General features: G+C 62.0%; 12 protein-coding genes. 4 read left to right on the forward strand and 8 right to left on the reverse strand.

All coding sequences use genetic code 11. The features are described 5' to 3' along the window. Both RTX98_RS06070 and gshB read right to left on the reverse strand, forming a co-directional pair. A partial coding sequence (locus RTX98_RS06070) for a magnesium chelatase domain-containing protein (protein ID WP_312795297.1) occupies nucleotides 1–702 on the reverse strand: 702 nt, incomplete at its 3' end. A gap of 176 nt (nucleotides 703–878) precedes the next feature. Continuing rightward, a complete protein-coding gene (gshB, locus tag RTX98_RS06075; protein WP_312795298.1) occupies nucleotides 879–1820 on the reverse strand; it encodes a glutathione synthase in 942 nt (313 codons plus the stop codon). A 208-nt stretch (nucleotides 1821–2028) separates the two neighbouring features. On the opposite strand from gshB, the gene RTX98_RS06080 reads away from it, so the two are divergent. Both RTX98_RS06080 and RTX98_RS06085 read left to right on the forward strand, forming a co-directional pair. Continuing rightward, nucleotides 2029–3249 (forward strand): glycosyltransferase family 2 protein, encoded by a 1221-nt coding sequence (locus tag RTX98_RS06080; protein ID WP_312795299.1) that lies wholly within the window; start codon nucleotides 2029–2031, stop codon nucleotides 3247–3249. A gap of 31 nt (nucleotides 3250–3280) precedes the next feature. Further along, complete coding sequence (locus RTX98_RS06085; protein WP_312795301.1) at nucleotides 3281–5101, forward strand: GtrA family protein; 1821 nt, start codon at nucleotides 3281–3283, stop codon at nucleotides 5099–5101. Nucleotides 5102–5184: 83 nt separating this feature from the next. On the opposite strand, the gene RTX98_RS06090 is transcribed toward RTX98_RS06085, so the two are convergent. The 3 genes from RTX98_RS06090 to RTX98_RS06100 form a co-directional block, all read right to left on the reverse strand. Next, complete coding sequence (locus tag RTX98_RS06090; RefSeq protein ID WP_189504432.1) at nucleotides 5185–5526, reverse strand: septal ring lytic transglycosylase RlpA family protein; 342 nt, start codon at nucleotides 5524–5526, stop codon at nucleotides 5185–5187. A 511-nt stretch (nucleotides 5527–6037) separates the two neighbouring features. Then, nucleotides 6038–6964, reverse strand: a complete 927-nt coding sequence (locus RTX98_RS06095) for a pseudouridine-5'-phosphate glycosidase (RefSeq protein WP_312795303.1) — start codon at nucleotides 6962–6964, stop codon at nucleotides 6038–6040. 31 nt (nucleotides 6965–6995) lie between these two features. Further along, nucleotides 6996–8111: a carbohydrate kinase gene (locus RTX98_RS06100; protein WP_312795305.1), complete on the reverse strand. Its 1116-nt coding sequence runs from the start codon at nucleotides 8109–8111 to the stop codon at nucleotides 6996–6998. A gap of 179 nt (nucleotides 8112–8290) precedes the next feature. Between RTX98_RS06100 and RTX98_RS06105 the strand changes: the two genes are divergently transcribed. After that, nucleotides 8291–9937 carry a M20/M25/M40 family metallo-hydrolase gene (locus RTX98_RS06105; protein ID WP_312795307.1) on the forward strand — a complete coding sequence of 549 codons (1647 nt, stop codon included), beginning with the start codon at nucleotides 8291–8293 and terminating at the stop codon, nucleotides 9935–9937. Here RTX98_RS06105 and RTX98_RS06110 read toward each other — a convergent pair whose 3' ends face one another. Continuing rightward, nucleotides 9938–11410 carry a protein adenylyltransferase SelO gene (locus RTX98_RS06110; protein WP_312795309.1) on the reverse strand — a complete coding sequence of 491 codons (1473 nt, stop codon included), beginning with the start codon at nucleotides 11408–11410 and terminating at the stop codon, nucleotides 9938–9940. Between the two features lie 93 nt (nucleotides 11411–11503). Between RTX98_RS06110 and RTX98_RS06115 the strand changes: the two genes are divergently transcribed. Then, nucleotides 11504–12169 carry an MBL fold metallo-hydrolase gene (locus RTX98_RS06115; protein WP_312795311.1) on the forward strand — a complete coding sequence of 222 codons (666 nt, stop codon included), beginning with the start codon at nucleotides 11504–11506 and terminating at the stop codon, nucleotides 12167–12169. A gap of 3 nt (nucleotides 12170–12172) precedes the next feature. On the opposite strand, the gene RTX98_RS06120 is transcribed toward RTX98_RS06115, so the two are convergent. Continuing rightward, nucleotides 12173–14017, reverse strand: a complete 1845-nt coding sequence (locus RTX98_RS06120) for a DEAD/DEAH box helicase (protein ID WP_312795312.1) — start codon at nucleotides 14015–14017, stop codon at nucleotides 12173–12175. 33 nt (nucleotides 14018–14050) lie between these two features. Next, on the reverse strand, nucleotides 14051–15042 hold a 992-nt coding region (locus RTX98_RS06125; RefSeq protein WP_312795313.1), incomplete at its 5' end, for an EF-Tu/IF-2/RF-3 family GTPase.

Here is a 15042-nt window from a genome sequence, read left to right on the forward strand (position 1 = left end):
CAGGATCGAGGGAATGCGCTGGGCAAGCATCGATTTGCCCGATCCTGGCGGCCCGACCATTAAGAGGTTGTGCCCGCCGGCTGCGGCAACTTCCAGCGCGCGCTTGGCGGTTTCCTGACCCTTGATGTCAGCCAGATCAAGCGTGGACAAAGCGGGCGGGCGGATGCGCGCTTCCGGTCGCGACAGGATCTGCGTTCCCCGGAAGTGATTGGCCAGTGCGATCAGACTGCGCGGTGCCAGGATCTCGATGTCCGATCCCGCCCAGGCCGCTTCCGGGCCGCAGCCATGCGGGCAAATCAGCCCCTTGTTGTCGGCGTGGGCGCCGATTGCAGCCGGCAATGCTCCGGCAACGGGTGTGATCGTGCCATCCAGCGAGAGTTCACCGAGAACAACAAATGCGCCTAGCGCTTCGGCAGGAATGGCGCCAAGCGCGGCCATCAGCCCGAGCGCGATCGGCAGATCGTAGTGGCTGCCCTCCTTGGGCAAGTCGGCCGGCGCCAGATTGATCGTGACCTTCTTCGGGGGCATCGACAGGCCGGATGCGTGGAGGGCGGCCTGCACCCGCTCACGGCTTTCCGCCACCGCCTTGTCCGGCAGACCGACAATCTGCATGCCCATCTTGCCGGGCGCGATCATCACCTGAACATCCACGGGCACAGCTTCCACGCCCTGGAAGGCGACAGTCCTTACACGCGAAACCATGTGCCCCTGCTTCCCCAGAGGCGCCGCATGCCCCTGCTTCAATGTGCTTCCCTTAAGTCAAGGAAAGCACAAGAACAAGCTCAAATCAAGAACAAGAAGGGAACAATCAAGCCAATAAGATGTATTTTGGTTGCAGGAGGTTGTGTGGCCAGAACAAAGCGTGTCGCCGGTGTGGCTCAGCGGCGTTTGGCTTCCACCACGTCCCAGAACAAGCCCGCGATGTCTTGGCCGCCAAAGCGTTTGACTTCACGGATGCCAGTCGGCGATGTCACGTTGATCTCCGTCATGTAGTCACCAATGACATCGATGCCGACCAGGATAAAACCGCGCTCGCGCAAGGACGGGCCGATCCGCTTACAGATTTCGCGCTCGCGGTCGGTCAGCTCGGTTTTTTCAGCGCGTCCGCCGACATGCATGTTGGAGCGCGAATCCGTATCCGATGGAACGCGGTTGATGGCACCGACCGGCTCGCCGTCGATCAGGATGATGCGCTTGTCGCCCTTGCGTACATCCTTGAGGTAGCGCTGCACGATATAAGGCTCGCGGAACATTTGCCCGAACATTTCCAGCAAGGAAGCCAGGTTGCGGTCGGCCTCTAAGAGATGGAAGATGCCGGCGCCGCCATTGCCGTAAAGCGGTTTCACGATGATGTCGCCATGCTTTCGGCGGAAATCGGCGACCTCCAGGGGATCCTTGGTGATCAGCGTTTCCGGCATGAGCTCCGCGAACTCCGTCACGAAGATCTTTTCCGGGCTGTTGCGCACCCAGGCCGGATCGTTGACCACAAGGGTCTTGGGATGAATGCGCTCGAGGATGTGGGTCGTCGTGATGTAGTTCATGTCGAAAGGCGGATCCTTGCGCAGCAGGATCACGTCCATTTCCGACAAATCGGTGCGAACCGGCTCGCCGAGCTCGAAATGCCGGGCCTTCTGATCCGCAAGCTTCATCGCCTCCACCCGCGCCACAACCTTGCCGTCGCTGAGCGAAAGCCGGTCAGGCGTGTAATGGAACAACTGATGCCCCCGCTGCTGCGCTTCCAGCGAAAGCGCGAAGCTCGTGTCACCGGCGATCTGCACGGTGGACACGTGATCCATCTGGACGGCGATCTTCAGGGACATCGGTTCGAACTCCGGGAGGCAGGGCGGGAAGGTGGGGCAAGCTCTAGACCTTTCCACCCGGCCTGCCAATCCAGCACAAGTGCAGCTGCCACAGAACAGCCCGAGGCGTTAACGCGCTCGAAGCTTTGCTGCGCTAGAACCCCAACGCGACCGATCGGCGCAGTGTTGTGTTTGCTTGCGTTGTCTCAGTACAACTCGGAGTGGCCAGATGAATGCAGTCACGCCAGCCGGTCGCCTCCAGGGAGTCGCCATCGAACTGACGGTTCTGATGCCCTGCCTTAACGAGGCGGAAACACTGGCTGCCTGCATCAACAAGGCAAAAGCCTACCTCGATCGCAGCGGTGTGGTCGGCGAGATCGTGATCGCCGATAATGGCAGTACGGATGGATCGCAGGACCTCGCATCAGGATTGGGCGCGCGCGTCGTTCCTGTGTCGCAGAAGGGCTATGGCGCAGCACTTCTCGGCGGCATTGCCGCAGCGCACGGCCGTTTCATCATCATGGGCGATGCCGATGACAGCTACGATTTCAGCGCGCTTGATCCTTTTGTCGAGGCGCTACGCAGCGGGGCAGACTTGGTCATGGGTAACCGCTTCAAAGGGGGGATCGAACCGGGTGCCATGCCGATCCTGCATCGCTACCTCGGCAATCCTGTTCTCAGCCTTCTCGGCCGGGTCTTCTTCCATGTGAAAGCACGGGACTTCCATTGCGGGCTGCGCGGTTTCAGAGCGGATAGTATCCGCAAGCTGGACTTGCGTACGACCGGTATGGAATTTGCCAGCGAAATGGTGGTGCGCAGCGCCTTGGCTGGTCTGACGATTGCCGAAGTGCCGACGACTCTGAAGCCGGATGGCCGCAGCCGTGCGCCGCATCTGAAAACCTGGCGCGACGGCTGGCGCCACCTAAAATTCCTGCTGATGTACAACCCGCGCTGGTTGTTCGTAATACCGGGCTTGCTTCTTTGTGCTGTGGGTCTGACGCTGACGGCTGTGCTGTCGGCAGGTCCGGTTCAGCTCAGCAACAGCCTGACGCTTGATCTGAACACGTTCATGGCCGCGTGCTTCATGGTCGTCACCGGCGTGCAACTTGTTACCTTTGGAATGCTGTCACGCCTTTATGCCGACCGCACCGGCCTGCTCCCGCCGAACGCGGCGTCGCGCTGGTTGAAGGCTCATATAAGCACCGATCGTTTGGCTCTAGGGGCCGGGGCATGTCTTCTTGTAGGGCTTATCTTGTTTGGTTCGGCATTTGGATCATGGGCGGCGATGAGTTTTGGACCGCTCAACGATCCCAGTATCCCGCGCGTCGTGCTGCTTGGATTGATGCTGATCGCCATTGCCTTCCAGGTCTTCTTCTCCGCCTTTCTACTCGGCGTACTGGAAATTCCCGCCTTGCGCGCGAAGCCACCGGGCAACGAACAGAACGTCTAGGGCCTATGCCGGTGAGAGTAAGCGCTTTCGCATGACCATCACGTCTTCGGTCGCTCGACCATCCCCGGCATCGACCACGGCGGGGCCGAAACGCATTTTCGCCGCCGCGGCACTCGCCACGTTTGTTCTTCTTCTCCTTTACGCCAGCTCCGGCTTTTCCGCGCTGCATGAAGGGCGCGGCGACAATGACAGCATGTTGCGCCTCGTTGAGGTGCGCGACCTGCTTGGCGGGCAAGGCTGGTTCGACCTGCATCAGGTTCGCATGGGCTTGACCGGCGGTTTTGTGATGCACTGGTCGCGGCTGATCGATGCGCCGATTGCGGGCCTGATTTGGCTTAGCAAGGCGTTGGGTGCCGGGCCCGAGCGCGCCGAGCACATTGCGGCCACGGTCTGGCCTTTGCTGCTGTTTTTTGGGGCGCTGAGTTCAATCCTGTTTGTTGCCAGACGCCTTGCGGGGGATGCCGCTTTGTTGCCGGCTGCGGTGATCGCCACGACCAGCCTGTATTATGTCGGCATCTTCGCGCCCAGCGCGCTGGATCATCACAATGCCCAACTGACCCTGACGCTGGCGATGCTGGCTGGACTTGTCGGAAGCCAGCGAAGTTTGTGGCCGGCGGCCGGTGCCGGCGCGACCGCTGCGCTGATGCTGGCCATTGGTATGGAAACCGCGCCCTATGTGGCGGTTGGTGGACTGTGCGCTGCCTTGGCTTTTCTGTGGCGAGGAGAAGAAGAAGTCCCGACGGCAGTGGGTTTCGGGCTGGGCTTTGCCATAACCGTAGGTGTCGTTTTCGTGGCCACGATACCCGCTTCCAGTTGGATGCAGCCGGCCTGCGACGCCTTTTCCGTCGTGCAATGGGCAATCGCTACACTTGCCGGTTTCGGTCTCGCCGCGATCACTGCGATCAAGCCCTTGTCACGCTCCATAATGAGGCGTGCTGTTGCTTTGGCGCTCCTTGGCGCTGCGGCTGCTAGCTTGCTGGTGTTTGCCTTTCCACAATGCCACGCCGATCCCTACGCCATGGTCGATCCGTGGCTGAAGGCGAATTGGTTGGCAGGCGTGTCCGAGGCGCAGTCGGCTTGGGATCTCTCGCAGAACAAGCCGGCGGAACTGGTGACCTATTACGCTTATCCCCTGCTCGGGGTCGCCGTGCTGCTTGCTCGGCTCTGGCGCCAACCGCGCAGGACGGACCTGTTCGTGCTGGCCATGCTGCTCGCGGCGTATGTCGTGACGCTCTGGCAGGTCCGGGGCTCGCTGTTCCTGTTTCCCTTGACCGCCATCGCGCTGGCATCCTGGATTGCCGATGCGCGGCGTAAAGCAAGCGCGATGCCGACGACGAAGCATATGCTTGTCATGGCCGGAAGCTGGATCGGGTCGTTCATCGTCAGCTGGATTGCGCTTAGCGTCGGCATCAATGCCGGTCTTGCGGCTATAAAAGGCGAGACGGCCTCAGCGATGATGCCGGACAACACGACGTCCTGTTACGACAAGCGCGATTATGCCGGACTGGCGCAGGAGCCGACGGGCAGGGTGCTTGCGCCCACCAACCTCGGTTCCGCCATTCTCCTCTACACCAGCCACAGCGCGTTTGCGGGGCCGTATCATCGCAACCACGACGGCAATCGCCTGGCGCTGCAAGCCTTGATGGCCGAGCCGGAAGCGGCACGCTCCCTGTTGCAGGGCTCGGGTGTCACGCTCGTCGTGTGGTGTCCCGGAAATCCGGAGTCCGCATCGCTGGTCGTCAGGGCGCCGGAAAGCCTGGCGGCCGAGCTGGCCCGCAAAGCGGCGCCAGCTTGGCTGCAGCCAACAAAGGCGGCCAACGGCAAGCTTGATATCTACAGGGTGATACCCTGAGGTTCACAGCCGTTGCATGGTCAAGCGAGGATAAAAGACAGGCGACAAGATAGCTCGACTATCCGCAGCTTCGCTGGGACGTCTCAAGCCTTTTCGATGCAGATTTTGGTGTGTCCCTTGCCTATGAAGCCGAGTTTGCCGGCTGCGGCCTTGGAGAGGTCAAGCATGCGACCCTTGATGAAGGGACCGCGATCATTGATCCGGACAACCACGGCCTTGCCGTTTGAGCTGTTGGTGACCTTGATCTTGGTGCCGAAAGGCAGGCTGCGATGGGCGGCTGTCATGGCCGCGGCATTCATGCGCTCGCCGGAAGCGGTCTTGGATGTCAGAGCATACCACGAGGCGCCACCACATTGGGCATTGGCGATCGTGGGCAGGCAAAGGCCGGTAACCAGCATCATGCTGGCAAGGACGGTCTTCTTCATCGTTTGGGGAATTCCCGTTAGTCGGACGGGAGGTGAATTGCCGGTCAAAAGTGGCGGCGGCGCGTTCGGTTCCGATCACGCGCCGTCACACTTTGAATCAATGCGTGTGAATTTGTTATAAAGGTAAAGCTTGAACGGGTTGACTCATCGTCCGTGAACAAATTTCAAGCCAGCCACCATGATGATGAGGATGGCCTTGCTTGCAGTATAGAGTGCGTTGATCATCAACGTAGCTGCTGGTTTGTAAAAGTATATACCGAGTGATCTTTATTCTGCCTTGCGCTATCTCGACTTGAGCGACAAGTTGTTGTCGTCTCGATTTCTTAGGCTGGAAGTCGAGGCGACCGGCGTGATGAAAATGCGAGGTTTGCACCCTGAGCGGCTTAGATGGCTAGCTGTGCGGGTGGCACCTCTAGCGGGATTGCGGCGGCGGTCCGCCGCAATTGTTAATTGTGAGTAACCGAAATTTCTCGGATTTTTCCGGTCATTCCGGCCGGAAATACCAGCTCGATCAGGCCTTTTCAGACCGAAAACGGGCATGAGCAACCGCAATTCTCGCCGCAATTGCCGCATTGTTCCGCACGAGCGCGATATTGGCCTTCAAACTGCGGCCTTCCGAGAGCTCATTGATCTTGGCGAGCAGGAACGGTGTCAGCTCCTTGCGGGTCACACCGTTGGCATCGGCTTCCGCAACCGCATCATCGATCGTGCCGTCGATGAAGGATGGATCGAGCGCGTCAGCCTCCGGGATCGGATTGGCGATCAGGATGCCGGTCTGCGAGCCTATGGCGCGGTGCAGGATCATGGCCTGAGCGATCTCCTCCACGGAGTCGAGGCGGTGATCGGCCTTCAAGCCGCTGGAGCGGGTGAAGAAGGCGGGGAAGTCGTCGGAGCCGTAGGCGATGACTGGCACACGCTGGGTTTCCAGCACTTCCAGCGTCTTCGCGATATCCAGGATCGACTTGACGCCGGCGCAGATCACGGTCGTGCCGGTCTGGCCGAGTTCGGTGAGGTCGGCGGAAATATCAAAACTCTGCTCGGCGCCGCGATGCACGCCGCCGACACCGCCGGTCGCAAAGATTTCGATGCCGGCGAGTTCGGCAAGCCGCATCGTGGCCGAAACGGTGGTGCCCGCCGTCTGCTTGCGCACCATCACGGCGGCGAGATCACGGCCGGAGGCTTTCACGACGGTCTTCGCCTGCGCAAGTGCTTCCAAATCGGCATCGTCCAACCCGACGCGCAACTCGCCGTCGATCACGGCGATGGTGGCGGGAATTGCGCCCTCAGCACGGATCAGCGCTTCCACGCCGCGCGCCATTTCCAGATTGGCAGGATAAGGCATGCCGTGGGTGATGATGGTGGATTCCAGCGCCACGATCGGTGCGCCGGCTTTGAGGGCGTCGGCCACTTCCGCGCTGAGCTTGATGAGGTCTTTCATGAGATCTGCCTTCTTTGTTGGTCCCGCTGGTTTATTCACCCTGGGCGGAAACGCGATGCATGCCGGCTTCGAGGAAGCGGGCGGAAAGGTCGGGGCGAACACTGGCTTCGCTCTCGGTGGTGAGGCTCGCGAGCAGGGCGCCGGTTCGAGCAGCAAGCGGGAGAGGATCGCCGGCAAGAACGCGATAAAGCGTACCGGCGATCATGGCGTCGCCCGCTCCGGTGACATCAACGGGCTGGGCGGGCACAGGCTGCATCACCTCGACGCCGGCGCTTGTCGCCACGGCATAACCCTGTGCCCCCATGGTTACGATCACCTCGCCGACACCCGCAGCGCGCAACGCTTCTGCGGCGTCGCGTGGCTGCAACCGTGCGTCGTCTGTGAGACCCAACAGCGTGTTCGCCTCGTCAAAGTTGGTGAACAGCAGGTCGATGCCGGACAGATCCTTCGGCAGTCGTGCTGCCTTCGGCGTCGACACCGTATCCACCGCCAGCTTGAAGCGCGCGCCAGCCTTGCGTTGAAGCAGCGCCTCAATCGTTGCGGCCGGCATGTTGCAGTCCATGAAGACCCAGGCCGCTGAAGCCAGATGCGGCCAGATACGGTCGAGATGCGCGGGTGAGAACAGGTCGAACACGTCCATATCCGCGATGCCGAGCACCAGCTCGTTCTCGACGCCAAGGATGGCGGCATATTCGGCGGTGGGACGTTCGGATGTCGTGATGACCTGGCTGACATCGGCGCCGAGATCGGCGAGGTGGCGCGTCAATGCGCGGCCGGTCTCGTCATCGCCAACGATCGACACGAAGCCGAGATCGACGCCGAGCCGCGCAAGATTTTCCGCAACGTTGCGCGCAACGCCACCGAAGGAACGGTGGCTGTTGACGGGATTGGAGGTCTCGAAGATCAGCGGGCGCTTGGCGTGATATTTGCGGTCGAACACAGCGCCGCCCAGGCAGACCATGCGCTGCGAGGCCGGCAGAACATAACCGCGACCGAGAACATAGCCCTTGTTCACCAGCGCAACGATATGCGCGGCGACGGTGGAGCGGGCCAGACCGAGCGAGGTGGCGATTTCCTGCTGACCAAGGAAGGGGTTCGCCGTGATCAGCTGGAGGACGGCTTGTTCCTGCGTGCCAAGGTCGTCCATCGATCCACTTATATCTTTCAGCAAGGTAGGGTCAGTCGCGTTCCCTTAAGCCATTTACAACACATGACTATCACGTCAACATCTGTTTGTAGATAGCGTACCCGCATTCTTGATGTCTCTACAAAAGCCGCTTGCCTTGGATCACCGCGCCTTCCAAGCTGGCTGAACGGAGGGACGACATGGTGCTTGGACAGGAACAAACAGCCGCGATCACGCGCCGGTGGGCGCTGGCGCTGACGGAAATTGAGAGTGTCAGCGGCGGTGCCGGCGAAGCGGCACTCGGACCGTGGCTGCGCGATGCGCTGGCCGCCGATCCGATCTTTGCCGGTGCCGAATGCTGGAGCTTCCCGGTTCGAGAAGGGGATAGTCGGCATTGCGTCGCCATGCTGCTGCGCGGCAGCGGGCGCGAAACGCTGATCCTGACCGGCCATTTCGATACAGTCAGCATCGACGATTACGGCGACCTACGCGCTTTTGCCACCCAACCTGATGCGCTTGCCGAGCGACTGAAATTGCGGCTGGAAACCGCCGCCCACACCGCAGCCGAGCAGCGCGCAAAGGCAGATCTTACAAGCGGCGACTTCATGCCTGGCCGCGGTCTTCTCGACATGAAGGCGGGTCTTGCGGCAGGCCTCGCCGTCTGTGCCGATTTCGTTGCAGACCAAAGCCGCAGCGGCAATCTTCTGTTCCTGGCCGTTCCCGATGAAGAGGTGAATTCCGTCGGCGCGCGCGCTGCCGCTGCGATGCTGCCGCAGATCGCGCGAAACAAGGAGCTGGATCTCGTCGGCGCGGTCAATCTCGATGCGATTTCGGACGATAGCGAAGACGGTCACCGCGGGCGCGTGATCGCGCTGGGTACGATCGGCAAGGTGCTGCCGACCGCTTATGTCGTGGGTGTTCCCGCTCATAGCGGCTTCCCACTGGCTGGCATCAATGCCGGCGCTCTAGCAGGTGCGATCGCGGCGCGGGTGGAATGGGCGCCGGAACTCACTGATGACAGCGCGGGCGAAACGCCGGGAACCTTGCCGAGCCTGCTCAGCCTCAGCGACGGCAAGCCGGGCTATGATGTGACGACGCCGGGCACAGCCTTCGCGACGTTCAACGTGCTGAGCTATCGCCGCTCTCCCGAAACGGTGATGAACAGCTTCGAGGCGCTGTGCCGCGAAGCCGCAGATACGTTTCTCGAAGGTCTGAAGAAGCGGCTGGCCGGAACCCGAAGCCTGGGTCGAGAAACCGTTCTCGATCGGCCGATCACGCTTTACCGCTATGAAGCGCTGCTGGAAAAGGCGGTCGCGGTTGACGCCAACCACGCCTCCCTGATCGAACAGTTCGCTGGTGAGTTGGCGGCAAGCAGCCTGTCTTTGCCCGAACAATGCCGCCGCTTGACGGAACGCACCTGGATGCTGAGCGGGTTTTCAGGCCCGGCGATCGTGCTGGGCTTCGGCTCGATCCCCTATCTTCCCACCAACCTGTCTGAGGCGCCGGCCGCACGCAAGCTGCATCAGGCAGCGGAAGCGCTCGCTAATTCGGCACAAAGCCAATACGGCGTATCGCTGAAAACCACCGGCCATTTCGCCGGCATTTCCGATATGAGCTTCTTTGGCGAAGCCGACGAGGCGGATCTGGCTGTCGTTGCCGCCAACACCCCGATGTGGACCGCCGGCATTCGTTGGCCGGCACAAGGCGGCGTTGCAGGCGTTCCGACGATCAATCTCGGACCATGGGGCCGCGATTATCATACCCCGCTTGAGCGCATCCATGTGCCCTATGGCTTCGACATCCTGCCGCGCTTGTTGATCGATCTTACCCGCCGGGCGCTCGGCTGATCACGTACCGCAGAAGGTGCGCATGACCCGCTGATCCGGCTCCGGCGCAACCGCAAGATCGGCCTGTTCGGGCTGATCGTCGAAGGGTCGCGCCAAGACGGTGTTGAGGCGGTGGAACAGCGTGAAGTCGGCGTTCTCGACCGCCGCCTTGATCGCTTCCTCGATGCGGTGGTTGCGCGGGATGAAGGCGGGATTGGCCAGCCGCATCACCTCAGAACGGGCGTCGTCCTGTCCCGGCTCGCAAGCAAGCCGCGCGCGCCAGTCCGGTGCCCAGGTTTCGTACAGCATCGGGTCGATGAACTCGGCGCGGACATCGCGGTCCCGTTCCGGGTCCCCCGCCGCAGCATTCAGGGCACGGAAGGTGCGGGTGAAATCCGCGCCGCCTTCCGCCATCCGGTCGAGGAAGCCCTGCATGAGGTCGCCATCCGCCTCTTCCTCCGTCAGCAGCCCGAACTTTGCGCGCAGCACGGCCATGTAAGCCTGCTCGAAAGGAGCGCGGAAACCGGCAATCAGCGCCTGCGCGATCTTTACGCCTTCGTCGCGGTCCTCATGCAGCAGCGGCAAGAGCGCTTCGGCAAGACGCGCCAGGTTCCACTGCGCAATGCCCGGCTGGTTGGCATAAGCGTAGCGGCCGCCTTGGTCGATCGAGGAAAACACTTTGGCGGGATCGTAGGTATCGAGGAAAGCGCAGGGACCGTAATCGATCGTCTCGCCCGACACGGCCATATTGTCGGTGTTCATCACGCCATGGATGAAGCCAACGCCCATCCAGCGCGCAACTAATGAGGCCTGCGCCGCGATCACGGCTTCCAGCAGTGCACGATAGGGAATTTCGGCCTTCGCCGCATTCGGGTAATGCCGGGCGATGGCATGGTCGGCGAGCAGCTTCACGGCTTCCTCGTCGCTGCGCGCGGCAAAGAACTGGAACGTGCCGACTCGGATATGGCTGGCCCCGACGCGTGTCAGAACAGCACCCGGCAGCACGGTTTCGCGATAAACCGGATCGCCGGTGGAGACAGCTGCCAGCGCACGTGTCGTGGGAATGCCCATCGCGGACATGGCTTCGCTGACGATATATTCGCGCAGCACCGGCCCGATCGCCGCACGACCATCACCGCGCCGCGAGAATGGCGTAGGGCCAGACCCCTTCAGCTGGATGTCGCGGCGACGGCCTTTGATATCGACCACTTCGCCCAGCAAGGTTGCGCGACCATCGCCCAGCTGCGGTGAGAACTGCCCGAACTGGTGGCCGGCGTAAGCCATGGCAATGGGCTGCGCGCCTTCCGGAAAGCTGTTGCCGGCCAGCATCTGCAGGCCCTCCGGGCTTTTCAGCCATTCGGCATCAAGGCCAAGCTCTTCCGCCAGCGGCTCGTTGAGCTGGATCAGAAGCGGCGCCGACACTGTACTTGGCTGAAACGGCGCGAAAAAGCGCTCGGGCAAACGGGCATAAGAATTGTCGAAGGGCAGGGTCATCGTCGCTTCCCGGTTCCGCGCTAGGTGTCACCTTAGATAGGTATGGGCGCGCTGCTTCGTGAGAGCGCTCTGGTCCTAACCCCCGGAGGCCGCATGTTGATCCGCAAATTCATTCATTCCTGCCTGGTTCTGGAAAAGGACGGCACGAAGGTCCTGATCGATCCGGGCTTCCTGTCCTTTATCGAAGACCGCGTGAATGTCGCCGACTTCGAGGATATCAGGCAGATCCTGATCACCCACACCCATCCCGATCATCTGGATATCGCCGCCTTGAAGGCGATCGTGCGGCTGAGTGGGGCGGAGGTCACCGGTAATGCCGAGGTCGCGGCGAAGCTTGCGGAAGAAGGGATGGTGGTAGCGCGGGTGATCGGCGACGGTGACCGGTTCTCACTTGGCGCGATCGGCTTCGAGGCGATCACCGTCAAGCACGAGGATATTCTCGACGATAGCCTGCCGGAGGTGACGGCCTTCGTAATTGACGACCGCATCCTGCATGTCGTCGATTCCTTCGATCCGCGGCTGGCCGATCACAAGGGCATGGACCTGCTGATCCTGCCGGTCACCGCGCCTTTTTTGACCGAAACAGGCGCTTATGCGTTCGCCCGCGACCTGAAGCCGAAGGCGGTGCTTGGGGTGCATGAAGGCTATTGCCGCGACTTCTTCATTAAGGCGCGGCATCAGACTTATGCCAAGTTCCTGGCCCGCGATGGCATCGCCTTCCATTCGCTGATCGAAGCAGGCGACGGCATCGAGGTGTAAAACTTAGTCCGGCTTGCGCTTGGACTTCTTGCCGCCGGGCGCATGGGGCTTGTCACCGAAGGACTTGCTCTTCTTCGGACCCTTGTCCGCCCAGGGCTTGTCGAAGCCGCCTTCCTTCTTGGCATAAGGCTTTTTAGCCGCCGGCTTCGCCCAATTGCCTTCCGGCTTCGGACCCTGACCGCGATGGGCTGGCTTCTTCGGTCCGCGCTTCTCGTAACCGCCGGATGGGGCACCAAAATCCGGTGTGCCCTCGATGGCGCGAGCGGTGATGCCGCGTTCCAGCGTGCGATTGCCCAACGCTTGCAGGAAGCGGTTGCCGGCCTGGGCTTCCAGCTGAACCAGGCTCTCGTCCTGTTGCAGCTTGATCTGGCCGATATCGCTCTTCGACAGTTTGCCGGCCTTGCACAGCATCGGAATGAGCCAGCGCGGTTCGGCATTCTGCTTGCGGCCAACCGACAGCGAGATCCAGATGCTTTCCCCGAACTCGTCGCGGCGCTCGACGCGCTTTTCGGACGGAACAGGCGCGCCGGTGACGGCGATTTCCATCAGATCTTCCGGCGCCGAGTTCTTGGCGCGGAAGGTGCGGACATAGGCTGCGGCAATCGCCTCGGCGCCATGCTTGGCAAGCAGTTCGGTGACGAAGGGCGCTTCATCCTCGCTCAGCGGCTCGGTGAAGACCGGATCGGCCAGGATGCGCTCATTGTCACGCGCCAGAACCTCGTCGGCCGAAGGCGGACGCGCCCAGTTGGCCTGGACGTTGGCCGAGCTCAGCAGGCGTTCCACGCGCTTGCGCCCGGATTGCGGCACGATCAGCACCGACACGCCCTTGCGGCCGGCACGACCCGTACGGCCGCTGCGATGCAGCAGCGTTTCGCGGTTGGTGGGCGTGTCGGCGTGGATCACGAGTTCCAAGCCGGGCAGATCAATGCCGCGTGCGGCAACGTCGGTCGCGATACAAACGCGGGCGCGGCCGTCACGCATCGCTTGCAGCGCATGGGTGCGCTCGTTCTGGCTGAGTTCGCCGGACATCGCGACAACCGAGAAGCCGCGATTGTTGAAGCGCGCCGTCAGATGGTTCACCGCCGCGCGGGTCGAGCAAAACACCAGGGCATTCGGCGCTTCGTAATAGCGCAGAACGTTGATGATCGCGTTTTCGCGATCGGCCTGCGCAACGGTCAACGCGCGATATTCGATGTCGACATGCTGCGTCCGCTCGGACGTCGTTGCGAGACGGACCGCATCACGCTGGTAGCTCTTGGCGAGTTCGGCGATCGGGCGCGACACGGTTGCCGAGAACATCAGGGTGCGGCGATCGGCGGGTGCGGAGCCGAGAATGAATTCGAGATCTTCGCGGAAACCGAGGTCGAGCATCTCGTCGGCTTCATCGAGCACGACGGCGCGCAGTTCGCTCATATCGAGCCCGTGGCGGGTGATATGGTCGCGCAAACGGCCGGGCGTGCCGACAACGATGTGACAGCCCCTATCCAGGGCACGGCGCTCGGAGCGCATATCCATGCCACCGACGCAGGACACGACAACGGCGCCGGTCTTGGCGTAAAGCCATTCCAGCTCGCGCTTGACCTGCAAGGCCAGCTCGCGCGTGGGTGCAATGGCGAGTGCCAGCGGCTGGGATGGCTCGTCGAAACGTTCCGCATCTTCCAACAGCGTCGGCGCAAGCGCCAAGCCGAAGGCCACCGTCTTGCCGGAGCCGGTCTGGGCGGAAACAAGGGCGTCCGCGCCGGCCGGTTCGAGGGCCAGCACGGCATCCTGCACGGGGGTGAGGGCGGAATAGCCGCGCTCGGTCAATGCTTGCGCAAGAGGCGCGAGCACGCCGGGAAAATCAGTCATGGGTTAGTCGCTTTCGTTTGGGTGCCGCGGCGCTCAAGCCGCTTCGCGCACCTGGTAATCCTTGATGGCGTCGAACTTGATCGCCTTCCAGCGGTCCGCCTCGTAGTTGAGGCCGAATTCGTGCTGGGCGAGAAAAACGGGATCATCGTCGAGATCCCTGGCAATATCGCCGCGATGCGCCTCGATGAACCGGTTGAGTTCTACCGGACTATCGGCTGAGATCCAGCGGCACACGGAAAAGCGCGCAATCTCGAAATCGACCGGCAGCGTATATTCCACCGAAAGCCGTTCCTTGAGAACATCGAGCTGCAAGGCGCCCACCACGCCGACGATGGCCGGCGAGCCGTCTTCGGGCGAAAACAGCTGCACCACGCCTTCTTCGGCCATCTGCTGCAGGGCTTCCTTGAGCTTCTTGGCCTTCATCGCGTCGCCAAGACGAACACGGCGCAAGATTTCCGGCGCGAAGTTCGGCACGCCGCGGAACAGGATTTCCTCGCCCTCCGTCAGCGTGTCGCCGATGCGCAACGTGCCGTGGTTGGGAATACCCACGACATCACCGGCATAGGCCTCGTCAGCGGTGATGCGTGAGCGGGCGAAGAAGAATTGCGGCGCGGTGAGCGACATCGGCTTGCCGGTACGCACCAGCTTGGCCTTCATGCCGCGCTGGAGCGTGCCCGAGCATACCCGCACGAAGGCGATGCGGTCGCGGTGATTGGGATCCATGTTGGCCTGGATCTTGAAGACGAAGGACGTCATCTTCTCTTCCGTGGCTTCCACGGTGCGGCTGTCGCCCTCCTGCGCACGCGGCGGCGGGGCGAACTCGCCCAGCGCCTCGATCAGATCGCGCACGCCGTAATTGCGCAGCGCCGAGCCGAAATAAACCGGCGTCAGATGGCCTTCGCGGAACGCCTTCATGTCGAACGGACGGCAGGCCTCTCGCGCCAGTTCCAGTTCCTCGATCAGCGTGTCCCGCTCGTTTTCCGGCAGCAGGCCGGCGACCTTATCGGAGTTCGGCCCGTTGACCT

The sequence above is a fragment of the Tianweitania sp. genome, from assembly GCF_032053605.1.
Lineage (GTDB): Bacteria > Pseudomonadota > Alphaproteobacteria > Rhizobiales > Rhizobiaceae > Tianweitania.

Excerpts from the sequence above, each read along its gene's own strand:
- gshB (WP_312795298.1), bottom strand. The coding sequence starts at position 1,820 with ATGTCCCTGAAGATCGCCGTCCAGATGGATCACGTGTCCACCGTGCAG.
- RTX98_RS06080 (WP_312795299.1), top strand. The coding sequence starts at position 2,029 with ATGAATGCAGTCACGCCAGCCGGTCGCCTCCAGGGAGTCGCCATCGAA.
- RTX98_RS06085 (WP_312795301.1), top strand. The coding sequence starts at position 3,281 with ATGACCATCACGTCTTCGGTCGCTCGACCATCCCCGGCATCGACCACG.
- RTX98_RS06090 (WP_189504432.1), bottom strand. The coding sequence starts at position 5,526 with ATGAAGAAGACCGTCCTTGCCAGCATGATGCTGGTTACCGGCCTTTGC.
- RTX98_RS06095 (WP_312795303.1), bottom strand. The coding sequence starts at position 6,964 with ATGAAAGACCTCATCAAGCTCAGCGCGGAAGTGGCCGACGCCCTCAAA.
- RTX98_RS06100 (WP_312795305.1), bottom strand. The coding sequence starts at position 8,111 with ATGGACGACCTTGGCACGCAGGAACAAGCCGTCCTCCAGCTGATCACG.
- RTX98_RS06105 (WP_312795307.1), top strand. The coding sequence starts at position 8,291 with ATGGTGCTTGGACAGGAACAAACAGCCGCGATCACGCGCCGGTGGGCG.
- RTX98_RS06110 (WP_312795309.1), bottom strand. The coding sequence starts at position 11,410 with ATGACCCTGCCCTTCGACAATTCTTATGCCCGTTTGCCCGAGCGCTTT.
- RTX98_RS06115 (WP_312795311.1), top strand. The coding sequence starts at position 11,504 with ATGTTGATCCGCAAATTCATTCATTCCTGCCTGGTTCTGGAAAAGGAC.
- RTX98_RS06120 (WP_312795312.1), bottom strand. The coding sequence starts at position 14,017 with ATGACTGATTTTCCCGGCGTGCTCGCGCCTCTTGCGCAAGCATTGACC.